The sequence below is a fragment of the Microbacterium sp. ZW CA_36 genome (assembly GCF_044987475.1).
Lineage (GTDB): Bacteria > Actinomycetota > Actinomycetes > Actinomycetales > Microbacteriaceae > Microbacterium.
The window spans coordinates 1-14,532 of sequence record NZ_JBJDRL010000081.1 but is presented as its reverse complement, the minus strand read 5'-3'; the positions used below and the strand labels follow the sequence as shown (position 1 = coordinate 14,532).

The 14,532-nt window shown below is 69.2% G+C and carries 13 protein-coding genes; 10 read left to right on the top strand and 3 right to left on the bottom strand.

Annotated features, from left to right (window positions below; all coding sequences use genetic code 11):
* The first annotated feature begins 112 nt into the window (after positions 1-112).
* The 4 genes from ACI3KX_RS20145 to ACI3KX_RS20130 all read left to right on the top strand — a co-directional run bounded on the left by ACI3KX_RS20145 (position 113) and on the right by ACI3KX_RS20130 (position 3,292).
* A complete protein-coding gene (locus ACI3KX_RS20145) occupies positions 113-730 on the top strand; it encodes a hypothetical protein (protein WP_404910854.1) in 618 nt (205 codons plus the stop codon).
* A gap of 13 nt (positions 731-743) precedes the next feature.
* Positions 744-1,580: an LLM class F420-dependent oxidoreductase gene (locus tag ACI3KX_RS20140; protein ID WP_363355590.1), complete on the top strand. Its 837-nt coding sequence runs from the start codon at positions 744-746 to the stop codon at positions 1,578-1,580.
* A gap of 63 nt (positions 1,581-1,643) precedes the next feature.
* Positions 1,644-2,315, top strand: a complete 672-nt coding sequence (locus ACI3KX_RS20135) for a GAP family protein (RefSeq protein ID WP_363355592.1) — start codon at positions 1,644-1,646, stop codon at positions 2,313-2,315.
* Positions 2,316-2,377: 62 nt separating this feature from the next.
* A complete protein-coding gene (locus ACI3KX_RS20130) occupies positions 2,378-3,292 on the top strand; it encodes a formylglycine-generating enzyme family protein (RefSeq protein ID WP_404910853.1) in 915 nt (304 codons plus the stop codon).
* A 131-nt stretch (positions 3,293-3,423) separates the two neighbouring features.
* Here ACI3KX_RS20130 and ACI3KX_RS20125 read toward each other — a convergent pair whose 3' ends face one another.
* Complete coding sequence (locus tag ACI3KX_RS20125) at positions 3,424-4,356, bottom strand: HAD family hydrolase (protein WP_404910852.1); 933 nt, start codon at positions 4,354-4,356, stop codon at positions 3,424-3,426.
* A 236-nt stretch (positions 4,357-4,592) separates the two neighbouring features.
* Between ACI3KX_RS20125 and ACI3KX_RS20120 the strand changes: the two genes are divergently transcribed.
* Positions 4,593-6,944 (top strand): arylsulfatase, encoded by a 2,352-nt coding sequence (locus tag ACI3KX_RS20120; protein ID WP_404910851.1) that lies wholly within the window; start codon positions 4,593-4,595, stop codon positions 6,942-6,944.
* A 68-nt stretch (positions 6,945-7,012) separates the two neighbouring features.
* Here ACI3KX_RS20120 and ACI3KX_RS20115 read toward each other — a convergent pair whose 3' ends face one another.
* Positions 7,013-8,647, bottom strand: a complete 1,635-nt coding sequence (locus ACI3KX_RS20115; protein WP_404910850.1) for a SulP family inorganic anion transporter — start codon at positions 8,645-8,647, stop codon at positions 7,013-7,015.
* 93 nt (positions 8,648-8,740) lie between these two features.
* On the opposite strand from ACI3KX_RS20115, the gene cls reads away from it, so the two are divergent.
* Positions 8,741-10,240, top strand: coding sequence for a cardiolipin synthase (gene cls, locus ACI3KX_RS20110; protein ID WP_404910849.1), 1,500 nt, complete (start codon positions 8,741-8,743; stop codon positions 10,238-10,240).
* 187 nt (positions 10,241-10,427) lie between these two features.
* Positions 10,428-11,609 carry an endonuclease domain-containing protein gene (locus ACI3KX_RS20105; RefSeq protein ID WP_404910848.1) on the top strand — a complete coding sequence of 394 codons (1,182 nt, stop codon included), beginning with the start codon at positions 10,428-10,430 and terminating at the stop codon, positions 11,607-11,609.
* A gap of 221 nt (positions 11,610-11,830) precedes the next feature.
* Here the strand turns inward: ACI3KX_RS20105 and ACI3KX_RS20100 are convergent, their stop codons facing one another.
* A complete protein-coding gene (locus ACI3KX_RS20100; protein ID WP_404910847.1) occupies positions 11,831-12,958 on the bottom strand; it encodes an AI-2E family transporter in 1,128 nt (375 codons plus the stop codon).
* A 156-nt stretch (positions 12,959-13,114) separates the two neighbouring features.
* On the opposite strand from ACI3KX_RS20100, the gene ACI3KX_RS20095 reads away from it, so the two are divergent.
* Genes ACI3KX_RS20095 through ACI3KX_RS20085 form a run of 3 tightly spaced genes read left to right on the top strand, consistent with a single transcriptional unit; the run spans position 13,115 to position 14,313 of the window.
* Entirely contained in the window at positions 13,115-13,501 is a 387-nt protein-coding gene (locus tag ACI3KX_RS20095) for an SHOCT domain-containing protein (RefSeq protein WP_349425583.1), read from the top strand.
* 24 nt (positions 13,502-13,525) lie between these two features.
* Positions 13,526-13,942 (top strand): DUF6325 family protein, encoded by a 417-nt coding sequence (locus ACI3KX_RS20090; RefSeq protein ID WP_404910846.1) that lies wholly within the window; start codon positions 13,526-13,528, stop codon positions 13,940-13,942.
* 26 nt (positions 13,943-13,968) lie between these two features.
* Entirely contained in the window at positions 13,969-14,313 is a 345-nt protein-coding gene (locus ACI3KX_RS20085) for an SHOCT domain-containing protein (protein ID WP_363355765.1), read from the top strand.
* Positions 14,314-14,532 lie beyond the last annotated feature (219 nt).

The following is a 14,532-nucleotide window of genomic DNA, read 5'->3' as shown; positions in this document are numbered from 1 at the left end:
GTCTGTGCGGCGGGCGGGCGGCGGGGGGCGGGTCGCCGCGCGGATCCACTGTACCCGAGGCTTCCCGGAGGCTCTCCAGGAACGCGCCGGACCCGGCACGTACCCTGGTCGCATGCCCCGTTTGCAGGCCGATGCCGATCCCAACCTCTGGGTTCCCGTGACCGAGTCGCTCGGCTTCCGCGGGCGCCGTCACCGCAAGGCGGCGATACGGATGCTGCTCGGCCAGGCCGGCAGCGCGATGGGCGCTTCGACGGCCTCAGCGACCGCGGGTCCTCGCCCGGGCAGCGGCGTCGCGGCCTGGGCGATGAGCCAGGCGGCACCGTTCCTCATGCGCAAGGCCGCCGGCCGCGTGCTCGTCTGGGTCTGGAAGGCCGACGCCGAGCTCGTCGTCGTGATGGCGCAGGTGCAGCAGGCGACGAACGACCTGCGCGCCGCGCGGGCGATGATGCCGATGGAGTACGACGACACCGAGTCATTCCGCAACCCGTTCCTCGGCGTCGGCGAGAAGCTCGAACTGTCGCTGCCGCCCGACCCGCGCACACCGCCCTTCGCGACCTACACATGGGACACGGGCACGCACTTCGTGACGGTGACCGCGGTGTGCTCCGACCGCGAGCGCTTCGGCACCGTGATCGGCAGCGTCGACGACCTCGCACGCACGCTGCGCATCGTCGACGACCTGTCCGTCGGCGAGTCGCCCGAGGTGCTGCGCATCGAACCGAAGAGCTGACGCGGACTCCGACATGACCGAGCCCCGGCATCCCGCCGCCCATCGCCCGCTGCGGATCGGCGTGCAGCTGGCGCCGCAGCACGCCTCGTATGCCGCGTACCGCGACGCGGTGCTGCGCGCGGAGGATCTCGGCGTCGATGCGATCTTCAACTGGGATCACTTCTTCCCGCTCACCGAGCCGATGGATGCCGAGCACTTCGAAGCGTGGACGGTGCTGGCTGCGATGGCCGAGCAGACGGAGCGCGTCGAGTTCGGTCCCCTCGTCAACTGCAGCTCCTACCGAAACCCCGACCTGCAGGCCGACATGGCACGCACGGTCGACCACATCAGCGCCCGCGGGACCGGCACCGGCCGGCTCATCTTCGGCACCGGATCGGGCTGGGCGCAGCCCGACTACGACGAGTACGGCTACGAGTTCGGCACGGTCGGCTCACGCCTGGACGCCCTCGCCGACGACCTGCCGCGCATCCGCTCACGCTGGGAGCGGCTCAACCCCGCACCCACCCGACGGATCCCGATCCTCATCGGCGGTCAGGGCGAGCGCAAGACGCTGCGGATGGTCGCGCAGCATGCCGACATCTGGCACACGTTCACGCGGCTCGGCGACATGCCGCGCAAGATCGGGGTGCTCCACGAGTGGTGTGCTCGCGAGGGCCGCGATCCCGCCGAGATCGAGCTGTCGACCGGCTACACCATCCGCGGCTTCGGCCCGCTTCTCGAGACGGATGCCGCACCCCGCCTGTACGAGCTGGGCTTCCGCCTCATCATCCCGGCGATCGACGGCCCGGACTACGACCTCTCGCCGCTCGCGCCCCTGCTGGAGTGGCGCGACCGGATCAACGGCGCCTGAGCGCGGCGGGCCGGTACGGTAGCCACGTCCGCCGTTGCTCGAGACCATCAGGAGGCCACGCCTATGGGCGCCGTCATCGGAGACATCCTCACGCTCGCCCTCGGTGTCGCGATCAGCCCGATCCCTATCATCGCGGCCATCCTGATGCTGCTGTCCCCGAAGGCGCGGGTGACCGGCACCGGATTCCTGCTCGGATGGGTGCTCGGGATCGTGGTCGCGGTGACCGTCTTCACCCTGCTGTCGTCGGTGCTCCCCGAGGGGGACGAGGACGCATCGCAGCCGATCAAGGGCGTCATCCAGCTCGTCCTCGGCGTCCTGCTGCTGCTCCTCGCGCTGCGGCAGTGGCGCGGCCGGCCGAAGGCCGGAGCGGAGCCGGCACTGCCGAAGTGGATGCAGGCGATCGACACGATCACCTTCCCCAAGGCCCTGGGCCTCGGATTCCTGCTGTCGGCGGTCAACCCGAAGAACCTGCTCCTCGCGGCGAGCGCGGGCGTGACCATCGGGGCCGCCGGCCTCGACGCCGGCTCGATCGTGGTCGTGATCGCGGTCTTCACCGTGATCGCGGCATCCACCGTCCTCGTGCCCGTCGTCGGCTACCTCATCGCCGCCGAGAAGCTGCGGGGCCCGCTCGACGCGCTGCGCGGCTGGCTCGCGAAGGAGAACGCGGTCATCATGGCCGTGCTGCTGCTGGTCATCGGCGTCGCGATCATCGGCAAGGGCATCGGCAGTTTCTGATCCGAGGCGACCGCGCCTCTGACCCGAGACCGGGCCGCTCCCGCCCGAGCTACGGTGGATCCGTGACTTCGCCGACCCACGACCAGGTGCTCCTCGACGGCGGTATCTTCCGCATGGGGTCGGACGAGTTCTACCCCGACGAGCAGCCGGTGCACGATCGTGCGGTCGCGGCCTTCCGGATCGACCGGTACGCGGTCACCAACGCCCAGTACGCCGCCTTCGTCGACGACACCGGCTACGTCACCGTCGCCGAGCGCGAGCTCGACCCCGCGAACTTCCCGGGCGCCGATGTCACCTCGCTCTCGCCCGGGGCGATGGTGTTCACCCCGACGCCCGGGCCCGTCGACCTGCGCGACTGGCGCAACTGGTGGCGGTGGGAGGCCGGCGCCTGCTGGCGTCGGCCTTTCGGACCCGAGTCGTCCGTCGACGACAGGCTGCGGCATCCGGTCGTCCACATCGCCTTCGAAGACGCCGCGGCCTACGCCGAGTGGGCGGGGCTGCGTCTGCCGACCGAGGCCGAGCACGAGTACGCCGCCCGCGGCGGGCTCGACGGCCGACGGTTCGCGTGGGGCGACGAGCCCTACCCCGAGGGCGTGGCGCAGGCGAACTCGTGGCTCGGGCGCTTCCCGCACGACAACCAGGGCGTGGGCGACGCGGCGCCGGTCGGCTCGTACCCGCCGAACGGCTACGGGCTCTACGACATGACCGGCAACGTGTGGGAGTGGACCACCGACTACTACACCCCGCGGCACCTGCGCCTGTCGGACAAGCCCGTCGACGCCGGCAAGCGCGCGAACCTGCTCGCCGCGGCGAGCGCCCAGGAGGGCTTCCCGTCCATCCCGCGGCGTGTGCTCAAGGGCGGATCGCACCTGTGCTCGCCGGAGTACTGCCTGCGCTTCCGGCCCGCCGCGCGCTCGCCCCAGGCGGAGGACACCGGCATGTCGCACATCGGGTTCCGCTGCGCGAGCGACGCCTGACTCTGCGCTAAGAGGTCACTGTCGAGGGGAGTCGGATCGTCGGCGAGCGGGACTCACGGTCGTTGAGCGAGCGAGGAACAAGCGGGACTCACGGTCGTTGAGCGAGCGAGGAACGAGCGAGACGAAACGCGTTACGCGCTCGGGAAGACCTGCGCCCAGTCGTCGCGCACACTGACGACCGTGAACCCATGGGCGGATGCCGCCTCCAGCGCCTGCTCCGCGCCCTTGTCGTACGGCGCATCGCCGCGGCCGGTGTCGTCGTCGTGGTGGATCAGCACGCTCAGACTGCGGGGACTGCCCTGTGCGAACCGCAGCATCGGGATGTCGCCGTTCGAGTTGCCCGCGGCGAGGATCGGCCGCCGCCCTACGCGCATCCAGATGCGGACCGGCTTCTCGGGGCCGTCGTCGAAGAACGCGAGCTTCGGCGTGTACCGGACCACGTTGTCGTTCCCGTCGTACTCGAGGCCCATCCCGGTGCCGACCACGCGCTCGGCCGGGATTCCGTAGTAGTCCTGCGTCATCGGGCGCATGAAGTCCCGGTCGCCGCCCGACACGATGTAGACGCCGAAGCCGTTCGCCTCGAGGAAGCGGATCAGCTCCACCATCGGCTGGTAGACGGTGTGGGCGTACGAGCTGCCGAGCGAGAGGTGGCGCGCATCGCGATAGAAGGCGGCGACGGAGGCCTCGTAGTCCTCGACGCTGGCACCGGCGCTCGACTCCGCCACCGCGGCGATCAGGGCGCCCAGGTCGGAGTCGTCGCCGCTGTAGTGCTTGTCGATGGCCTCCCCGAGCCAGGCCAGATCGCCCGACACGGCGGCACGATAGGGCTGCCGGTCGGCGAGTGCCGGATCGGCGGCGGCCGCCGCCTTCCACTGCTCCAGCAGGTAGTGGAGCTGTGTCGGCATGGGCTTCTCGGTCCAGAGCGTCCCGTCGTTGTCAAACACGGCGACGCGGGCGTCCGCGGGCACGAACGCGGGACCGCCTTCGGCGGTGACGGCGGCGACGAAGTCGAGGATCGCGGCGCGGCTCGCCGTATCGCGCCAGGACGGCAGCTGGTCGGTCATGCACGCGACTCTAGCCCGAGGCGTCGCCGGCTGTTTGGATGGGACGGTACGTCTCGTTCCCCCCTGCCGACAGGCGCGACCGACATCGGTCCACGTCGTCACTTCTTCTACGTCTCGGACGAGGACAGCACCTGCGTCGAGGGCCCGATCAGGCAGACGACGGATGCCGCGCGAATGCGCGCCTCTCCGTCCCGGCGGAAGTTGACGTCGGCCCGCCACCCGGCCAGCATCGGGGAATGGCCGACGTTCAGCGCAGCATCCTCCCCATCCCCGATCAGGAATACACCGGCACCGTCACCTACGACGCCACCGATCCCGATACCCACTACCCGCCGATCGAACGTCTGCTGCCGCCGGCGGGCGCGCCTAACGTGCTCGTCGTCCTCATCGACGACACCGGCTTCGGCGCGTCGAGCGCCTTCGGCGGCCCGGTGCAGACGCCGAACTTCGAGCGCGTCGCCGCGCGGGGCCTCAAGTACACCCGGTTCCACACGACGGCTCTGTGCTCCCCGACGCGTGCCGCTCTGCTCGCGGGACGCAACCACCACACCGTGGGGATGGGTGGGATCACCGAGATCGCCACGAGCGCGCCAGGCTATAACTCGCTGCGGCCGAACAACTGCGCTCCACTGCCGGAGACCCTCAAGCTCAACGGCTACAGCACGGCGCAGTTCGGCAAGTGCCACGAAGTGCCCGTGTGGGAGGCGAGCGCGGTCGGGCCGTTCGACCACTGGCCGCACCCGGGCGGCGGCTTCGAGTACTTCTACGGGTTCATCGGCGGGGAGACCAACCAGTGGTACCCCGCGATCTACGAGAACACCTCACCCGTCGAGCCATGGGGAACGCCCGAGCAGGGCTACCACTTCATGGCCGACATGACCGACAAGGCGATCGACTGGACGCGCCAGCAGAAGTCCCTCGCCCCCGACAAGCCGTTCTTCACCTACTTCGCACCCGGTGCGACGCACGCGCCGCACCACGTGCCGACGGAGTGGGCCGACAAGTACAAGGGGAAGTTCGACCAGGGGTGGGACGCGGTGCGGGAAGAGACGTTCGCGCGACAGAAGGAGCTGGGGGTCATCCCCGAGAACGCGGTGCTCACCGAGCGGAGCGCCGGGATCCCCGCGTGGAACGAGATGAGCGACGCGATCAAGCCCGCCCTCGCCCGCCAGATGGAGGTCTATGCGGGCTTCCTCGCGTACGCCGATCACCACGTGGGCAGGCTCCTCGACGCCCTCGAAGAGCTCGAGGTGCTCGACGACACCCTCGTCTACGTGATCATCGGCGACAACGGCGCATCGGCTGAGGGCTCGATGCACGGCACCACCAACGAGGGCTTCACGATCAACCACATGAACGAGATCGAGGACGAGGCGTACGTCGCCGCCCACATCGACGATCTCGGCACGCCGAGCTCGTACAACCACTATGCGATCGGCTGGGCCCACGCGATGGACACCCCGTACCAGTGGACGAAGCAGGTCGCCTCCCACTGGGGAGGCACCCGGAACGGCACGATCGTCAGCTGGCCCAACGGCGGCGTCGAACAGGGCGGCATCCGCAACCAGTTCTCGCACGTGATCGACGTGGCGCCGACCGTGCTCGAGGCCGCGGGCATCCCGGAGCCGTCCACCGTGCACGGCGTCACCCAGCGTCCGTACGAAGGTACGCCGATGAACTACACGTTCGGCGACGCCGACGCCCCCGAGCAGCACGAGACGCAGTACTTCGAGATGCTCGGCAACCGCGCCATCTTCCACAAGGGATGGACGGCCGTCGCGAAGCACAAGGATCCGTGGCTGGCCTCCTCGCACGGGCTCGACGAGGACGTGTGGGAGCTCTACAACGTCGAGGAGGACTGGACCCAGTCGCGCGACCTCGCTGCCGAAGAGCCCGAGAGGCTCGCTCACCTGCAGCGGCTGTTCCTCATCCAGGCGGCGCGGTTCAACGTGCTGCCGATGGATATCCGCTCCGCCGAGCGGTTCAACGCCGACCTCGTCGGCCGGCCGCAGCTGGTGCTCGGCACGTCGCAGAAGTTCTACCCGGGCATGAGACGGCTCAGCGAGAACAGCGCGATCAACATCAAGAACAAATCGTGGACGGTGACCGCGTCGGCCGACGTGCCCGAGGACGGCGCGAACGGCGTCGTGATCGCCCAGGGCGGCGCCTATGGCGGATGGTCCTTCTACACGGTCGACGGGAAGCTCGCGTTCGCCTACAACCTGCTGGGGATCCGGACCGACATCGTGCGATCGGATGCCGCGGTGCCGGCGGGCGCCCAGGAGCTGCGTGCCCACTTCGCGTACGACGGCGGCGGTCTCGGCAAGGGCGGGACCGTCACCCTCTATGCGGGCGAGGAAAAGATCGGCGAGGGCCGCGTCGAGCGCACGCTGCCGTACCAGTTCACCTTCGATGAGACCGTCGACGTGGGGCGCGACCTCGCCTCGCCGGTGTCCGGCGACTACGCCGCGACCGGCAACGAGTTCAGCGGCACCCTGTCGTGGGTGCGCATCGACCTCGGCGACGACGACCACTCCCACCTGATCGATGACGAGCACAAGCTCGCCGTCGCGATGCTCAAGCAGTAGCGACAGAAGCAGCGCAGGGACGGATGCCTCGGCCGAGGCATCCGTCCCGTTCTTCGTCCCCGGAGTGCTCAGGCGGCTGCCGCCGTCAGCCCTTCCTCGACGGTGTCGTGTGCGCGCCCCGCATCACGAAGGCCGGCGTACCAGGAGTCCTTGCCCGCGATGCTCGCCGCCGAGCCGGGGAGCGCCGCGATGTGGAGCACGACGTCCCGGCCGGCGAGCTCCCGGTCGAGGTCGGCGAGCATGTCGAGGACCGTCATCGTCACGACGTCCTGGCGCTCGAGGTCGAGCACGACCGCCGTCGCCTGCTCGTCGGTCGCGAGCCGGATGATCGCCTGCTCGTTCTCGAGCGCGTTGGCGGTGTACAGCGCCCGCAGGAGGTGCACCGCGATGGCGTCGCCCCGCCGCTCGTCCACCTCGAGCTTCGGGATATTGAGCTCGCGGAGCACCAGCACGAGCGTCACGACGACCCCGACACCCACGGCGGCGAGCAGACCGGCCGACAGCCCGATGAGGGCGACGACGACGGCGATCCAGAAGTCGGTCGGGCTGATCCGCGCCCAGCGGACGAGCTCCGGGATGTCGATGAGACCGATCACCGCGACGAACACCATGGAGGCCAGCGTCGCCTGGGGCAGCAGACTCAGCACCGGGCCGAGGAACAGCGCGACCAGCACCGCCAGCGCCACCGTGACGAGAGTCGACACCTGCGTCTTGGCGCCGGCGCTCTGGTTGACGGCGCTCTGCGAGAACCCGCCGGCCGCCGGCATCGTGGAGAAGAACGCGCCGGCGACGTTGGCGGCGCCGGTCGCCATGAGCTCCTGGTTGCTGTCGATCTGCGGCTCGGTGGTGCGACGGATGCCGCGGGCCACGGCCGCCGACTCGAGGAAGGCCATCACGGCGATCGCGAGCGCCCCCGGCACCAGTGCCGGCAGCGTCGACAGCTCCGGGAGGCCTGGGAGGGGCAGGCCGGAGGGAACCGGCGCGATGAGGTCGACGCCCGCCTCCTCGAGCCCGGCGAAGGCGACGAGGAGGATGCCGGCCCCGACGACGATCAGCGCACCCGGCACCTTCGGCGCGAACCGCTTGAGCAGGAGGAGTGTCGCGATCGACCCGGCCGACAGCGCGATGGTCGGCCAGTTCACGCTGCCGAACGCCTGTCCGACGGCAGCGAGCGAGCGGAGGAACCCGTGGCCGGAGAAATCGTAGGTCTCACCCAGCAGCTTCGGCAGCTGGCCGACGGCGACGGTCGCGCCGACGCCGATCTTCATGCCGAGCAGGGTCGCGCCGCTGATGTTCTCGACGAGCGAGCCGAGTGTGAGGAGGCGTGCGAGCAGGAGGATCGCCCCGACCAGGAGAGTCAGCATCATCAGCGCCCCGACGGCGTCGTGCGGATCGTCCGCCGCGGCCGCGACCCCTGCCGACACGAGGGTGGTGGCCGTGAGAGTCGCGATCGTCGAGGTGGTCGACACGCTCATCGCGCGACTGCCGCCGAGGAGTGCGTAGACGAGCATCGGCACGATGCAGGTGTAGAGGCCGATCTCGACGGGGAGGTTCGCAATCGTCGCGTAGGCCATCGCCTGGGGAACGACGACGGCGCCCGCCGAGAGGCCACCGACGATGTCGGGCACGAGCCACTCGCGGCGGTAGCCGGCGAGGGTCGGCAGCACCCGGCGCGGACGCGGGGCGGGCGCGGTCGTCGTCATGAGCCGAATCTACCCAGCGACCGGCGCGGGCCGACGCCCCGGCGCGGTGTCGCGTTGCTGTGTCCCGCCGCGGAAGGGTGTCACACTACGGACGTGGACTCCACCTTCCTCGCCAATCTGTCCTGGTCCCTCGCCGTCCTCGTGCATGCCGCGATCGTCATCACCGCGCTCATCGTGATCCCCCGCGGCCGCAAGCCCACGGCGGCGATGGCCTGGATCCTGCTCATCGTGATCCTGCCCGGGATCGGCGTGGTGCTGTACCTCGTGATCGGCAGCGTGCGCCTGCCGGCGAAGCGGCGCGCCGAGCAGGCGCGGATCGACGGGATCATCCGCGACAGGGTGGGCGCGAACGGGCTGCAGCAGATCGAGGCCGACTGGCCGCGGTGGTTCCAGCGCGTCGTGCAGCAGAACGAGACCCTCACCGCCCTGCCCGCGTCAGGGGGCAACGACGCCTCGCTCTTCGGCGACTACCAGGCCTCGATCGACGCGATGGCGGCCGAGATCGACACGGCGGAGACCTTCGTGCACGTCGAGTTCTTCATCGTCGCGTGGGACGACACGACGCGCGGCTTCTTCGCCGCCATGGAACGCGCGGTGGCGCGCGGCGTCACCGTGCGCCTGCTCGCCGACTACGTGTCGACCCGCCGGCTCGGCAACTGCAAGGCGACGCTGGCGGAACTGGACCGCATCGGCGTGAAGTGGGCGTGGATGCTGCCGGTGATGCCGTTCCAGGGCAAGTACCAGCGCCCCGACCTGCGCAACCACCGCAAGATCGTGGTCGTCGACGGTCGTGTGGCGTTCATGGGCTCGCAGAACCTCATCTCGCGGGACTACGACTCCGAGAAGAACATCAAGCGCGGGCTGAAGTGGCAGGAGCTCATGACCCGCCTGACCGGCCCGGTGGTCGCCTCGGTCAACGCCGTGTTCCTCTCGGACTGGCTCATCGAGACCGGCGAGGACCTGTCGGCGACCGAGCAGCTCTCCCCCGCCGCCATCGAGGCGGCGCGCGGCGCCGGTGGCGAGCCGGCGACCGCCCGCGACGGCCTGCTGTGCCAGGTCGTGCCGAGCGGGCCGGGATACGACACCGAGAACAACCTGCGCCTCTTCCTGTCGCTCATCTACGGCGCGACCGAGAAGGTCATCCTGACGAGCCCGTACTTCGTGCCCGACGAGGCGATGGTCTACGCGATCACGACGGCCTGCCAGCGCGGCATCGAAGTGCAGCTGTTCGTCTCCGAGATCGGCGACCAGTTCATGGTGTGGCACGCGCAGCGGTCGTACTACACCGCCCTCCTCGAAGCCGGTGTGCGGATCTTCCTCTACCCGGCACCGTTCATCCTGCACTCGAAGCACTTCTCGATCGACGACGACATCGCCGTGATCGGCTCGAGCAACATGGACATCCGCTCGTTCAGCCTCAACAGCGAGGTCTCGCTGCTGGTGCGCGGCGAGTCGTTCGTCGCCGGCATGCGCGAGGTCGAGCAGGGCTACCGCGACGCGGGGCGGGAGCTCACGCTGGAGGAGTGGCGGCGCGAGCCTGCGAAGGCCACGTTCCTCGATGGCCTGATGCGCCTCACCTCCGCGCTGAACTGACCCGCCGCTCCTGCTCAGGCCGCGGCACGCCGAGAATCACGGATGCCGTGGGCCGCGGCATCCGTCCAGGACCCCTCATTTGAGGAACTGAGCCGAGTTGAGGAACAGAATGCGGGGTGTCGGCCCGCAAGCCGGCGCTGATCCTCAATCGAGGCACGCTGGCGACAAGCGGCGGCGTCGAGCTCGAGTGCGATCGATCCGGTCGCGCGCAGGCCGTCCACGCCGTGGGCTGTGCCCCTCATTTGAGGAACCGAGCCGAGTTGAGGAACAGAATGCGGGTGTCGGCCCGCATCCCGGCGCTGATCCTCAACTGAGGACCCAAGTGGTGATGCCGTCGGACGGGACCGAGAGCAGCGCATCGTTCGCGGCGATTCATGCTTCGGTGAGAGGGATGCCGTGGCCAGCGCCAACGCCTCCTCCACAGTCGCTGCCCGACACGGTCTGTCACCAGATCCGGCCTGGAGCACTGCCTGCGATCCTGCTCGCGCGCGAGGCTCGAATCGTGCAGACGACCACCGACCCGGCATGGCTGACCACGGTGCGAGAACATGACGGCATCGCTCGCCAGTCCCTGCTTCTCGGCCGGCAGACGAGCAAACGCGAACTCAAGGATGCCGTCGCGAGCGGTGCGCTCGTGCGCATCCGGCGATCCTGGCTCGCTCTGTCCGATGCCGACCCACTCCTGGTCGCCGCCGCCCGGGCAGGGGTTGCACTCAGCTGCGTCACGCGTGCGGAGCGGCTCGGGCTGTGGGTCCATGGAGACTTCACGAAGCCTCACGTCGCGGCGCCGCCGTGCTCGGGTGGGGTTCGAATCGAACAGAACGACGCGGACGCTCCGAAGGCGACGGTGCATTGGTTCACACCGGTCGTGCCACGGCCACCGCACACCCTCGAGGACGGCATCGAGAACACTCTCATCTCGATCGCATTGTGCCGGCCTTTCGAATACGCACTCGCCACGTGGGAGTCGGCTTTCCGCACCGGCCTCGCCGATCGGGAGGTGATCGGGCGGCTGAAGCTGCCGCGGATCGCGCGCGACCTGCTCAGCGAATCCACTCCGTTCGCCGACTCCGGGCTCGAAACGATCGTGCCGCGCCGACTTCGTTGGCTGCGAGTGCGGATCGTGCCGCAGGCGTGGCTGCACGGCCATCGCGTCGACTTCCTTCTCGGGCAGCGGCTCGTGCTTCAGATCGACGGCGGCCACCATGTGGGCGCGCAGCGTGATTCCGACAACCGTCACGACGCCGAGCTCATCCTCCGTGGCTATCACATCATCAGGGTTGGCTATCGCCAGGTCATGGACGACTGGCCCGGCGTGCAGCAGCTGGTGATGAACGCGGTCGCGCAGGGTCTGCACCTCGCTCGCTGAGCGCCACAGAGCTCGAGCCGGGCCGCCGCCGCCGCCGGAGCATACGGGGCGTTCGCCCGCAGAAGTCGGTTCTCGCGGTCCTCAATTGAGGATCAGAGCCGAGGTGAGGAAGGAACAACGCCACAGCACCCTCATTTCGGCGCACATCCTCAGTTGAGGAACCGGAGATACCCCGAAGGGCACGGATGCCGCGGGCCGCGGCATCCGTCCGCTGCGGCGGGTCAGACCTTGAGGTTCTGGCGGGGGACGACGACCTCGCGGATGATCAGCAGGATCGATGCCATGACGGGCAGCGCCACCAGCACGCCGACGACGCCCGCCAGCGCCCCGCCGGCCAGCGCGCCGATCAGCACCAGGGCGGCGGGGATCGCGATCGCCTTGTTCATGACGCGGGGGCTGATGACGTACGACTCGAGCTGGATGTAGATCAGGTAGGCGATGAAGAAGATGAGGGCCTGGGTGGGGCTCGAGAACAGCGCGATGATCGAGGCGAAGATCCAGAAGATCACCGAGCCGAAGAGCGGGATGAGGGTGATCACGAACGCGATCACCGCCATGAGCGCCGGAAAGGGCAGCCCGATCACCACATGCAGGATGAAGACGGCCGCGGCGTTGAGTGATGAGAGGATCACCGAGCCGATCAGCGCGCTGCCCACGGAGCCGGTGATGCGCTCCGTGAGGTCCGCCAGGCGGACGCGGCTGTGCGCCGGTGCCAGGTCGTAGAGCGCCCGCTTGGCCGCGGAGAGCGACGCGAGGAAGTAGAGGGTCAGGGCGATCACGATGAAGCTCGCCGAGATCCCCGCCACGAAGCCGACACCGACGGCCAGCACTCCCCCGCCGAGCATCGCGATGGTCGACGGGGCTGAGATCCAGTCGGCGAGCTGGCCCAGACCCGTGAGCACCGCGGTCTGTGCGTCGGGAGTGAGCTGCGCGAACCAGTCAGACTGCGGGATGTTCTCGACGCCCTCGGGGATGGCCGCGACCAGCTGCACGATCTGCGCGATGACGGGCGGGAGCACGAAGACGAAGAACGCGACCGCCACGAGGGCGAATCCGCAGAACACGATGGCAATGCCCGCGCCGCGCTTGACCTTGTGGCGCTCGAGCATCCGCACGATCGGGTCGAGCCCGAGTGCGAGGAACATCGCCAGCACGATGTAGACGAGGATCGTCGAGATCGATCCGATCGCCGAGCCGAGCACGAGTGCCGCCAGCACGCCGATCGTCACGAGGAAGCCCGTTGCGAGCGGGTGATCGAGCGCCGCCATCACGTTGGAGAAGCGGCGCGGACGCTCTGCGACGACCGCAGGGACCACGGCGTCTTCGGAGCCCTCAGGTTCATCGGTCATGGGGACATGATGCCGCTAAGCGGTCAGGAAAGCTTCGAAAATCGGTCATGCCCGTGCGGCGTGTTTGGCGGTAGTCTCCGACCAGGGCAGCCGCGAGGGACGCGGTGGCCATAACTGCACAGCGACGGGTCGACCCCGTCGAGAAAGCTGGTATCCATGGGCGGCTTCTGGGATTTCATCGCCTGGATGTTCTGGATCTTCGTGTTCGTCGCGTACCTGATGGTGATCTTCTCGATCATCGGCGACCTCTTCCGCGACGACAAGCTGAACGGCTGGCTCAAGGCCGTCTGGATCCTCTTCCTGATCTTCGTGCCCTTCCTCACCGCGCTGGTCTACCTGATCGCGCGGGGCAACGGCATGCAGAAGCGCTCGATCGCGCAAGCACAGGAGCTGCGCTCCGCTCAGGACGCGTACATCCGGCAGACCGCGGGCTCGGGGGCAAGCGCCGCCGACGACATCGCCAAGGCGAAGTCGCTTCTCGACTCCGGCGCGATCACCCAGGCCGAGTTCGACAGCCTCAAGGCCAAGGCGCTGGCTGTCTAGCCGGCACCCGAGACAGGAGAAGACATGACGACTTTCGATTACGGCCCCATCGAGTTCTACGCGATCGCGTTCGAAGGCGACCGCCCCGGCCCGGCGGTGCTCCAGGCGATCGACGACCTCGTCGCCTCCGGCACGGTCAACGTGCTCGACCTCGTCTTCGCCCGGCGTTCGCCGCAAGGAGAGCTCGAGGTCCTCGAGCTCTCCGACACGATCGACGACGGCGCGCCGTCGCTCGACCTCGCGGGGCTCGCGGGGCAGGACGACATCCTGTTCCTCGCGGAGAGCCTCGAGCCCGGTTCGTCCGCAGCCATCCTCGTGATCGAGCTGCTGTGGGCCAAGGCTTTCGCGTCGGCGCTGTACGATGCCGGCGGCGCCGTCATCGCGCGCGAGGGCATCCCCGCACCGATCGTCAACGCGTTCCTCGCCGAGAACGCCGACTGAAGGAGGAAGACATGCCACTGAGAAGAATGGGCCGTCCCGGTCTGATCGGCATGGCCGCCCGCACCGCTGTCGTCGCCGGCACGGCGACGGCCGTCTCGGGCAGCGTTCAGCGCCACCAGCAGGAGAAGGCCTACAACGCGCAGGAGCAGCAGGCGTACGAGGCCCAGCAGCAGCAGGCCGCGATGGATGCCGCCGCCGCTCAGGCTGTCGCCAACGCGCAGGCAGCGACCCCGGCCGCTCCAGCCGCTCCGGCGGCTCCCGCCGCCGGCGACGACATGATGGCCAAGATCACGCAGCTCGCGCAGCTGCACGCACAGGGCATCCTCTCCGACGAGGAGTTCGCCGCAGCGAAGGCGAAGCTGCTGTCCTGAGCATCGCTTCGAACGAAGAAGGCCGCGTCCATCCGGACGCGGCCTTCTTCGTGTCACCTGCGGTCGCGGGCGATCATCCGCCGGGGCGTTCGTCTCCGCCGTCGCCGAGCGATCCGTGGTCATCGCCGTGGTGCGCGCCCTCGCCGTCCGCACCGCCTGCGCCCGCACCACCCGCGCCCGCACCGCCTCTGACCGCACCGCCTGCGCCCGCACCGCCAC

What these genes read in the sequence shown, in the direction of transcription:
- ACI3KX_RS20145 (WP_404910854.1), top strand. Translation starts at nt 113, where the DNA reads ATGCCCCGTTTGCAGGCCGATGCCGATCCCAACCTCTGGGTTCCCGTG.
- ACI3KX_RS20140 (WP_363355590.1), top strand. Translation starts at nt 744, where the DNA reads ATGACCGAGCCCCGGCATCCCGCCGCCCATCGCCCGCTGCGGATCGGC.
- ACI3KX_RS20135 (WP_363355592.1), top strand. Translation starts at nt 1,644, where the DNA reads ATGGGCGCCGTCATCGGAGACATCCTCACGCTCGCCCTCGGTGTCGCG.
- ACI3KX_RS20125 (WP_404910852.1), bottom strand. Translation starts at nt 4,356, where the DNA reads ATGACCGACCAGCTGCCGTCCTGGCGCGATACGGCGAGCCGCGCCGCG.
- ACI3KX_RS20120 (WP_404910851.1), top strand. Translation starts at nt 4,593, where the DNA reads ATGGCCGACGTTCAGCGCAGCATCCTCCCCATCCCCGATCAGGAATAC.
- ACI3KX_RS20115 (WP_404910850.1), bottom strand. Translation starts at nt 8,647, where the DNA reads ATGACGACGACCGCGCCCGCCCCGCGTCCGCGCCGGGTGCTGCCGACC.
- ACI3KX_RS20100 (WP_404910847.1), bottom strand. Translation starts at nt 12,958, where the DNA reads ATGACCGATGAACCTGAGGGCTCCGAAGACGCCGTGGTCCCTGCGGTC.
- ACI3KX_RS20095 (WP_349425583.1), top strand. Translation starts at nt 13,115, where the DNA reads ATGGGCGGCTTCTGGGATTTCATCGCCTGGATGTTCTGGATCTTCGTG.
- ACI3KX_RS20090 (WP_404910846.1), top strand. Translation starts at nt 13,526, where the DNA reads ATGACGACTTTCGATTACGGCCCCATCGAGTTCTACGCGATCGCGTTC.
- ACI3KX_RS20085 (WP_363355765.1), top strand. Translation starts at nt 13,969, where the DNA reads ATGGGCCGTCCCGGTCTGATCGGCATGGCCGCCCGCACCGCTGTCGTC.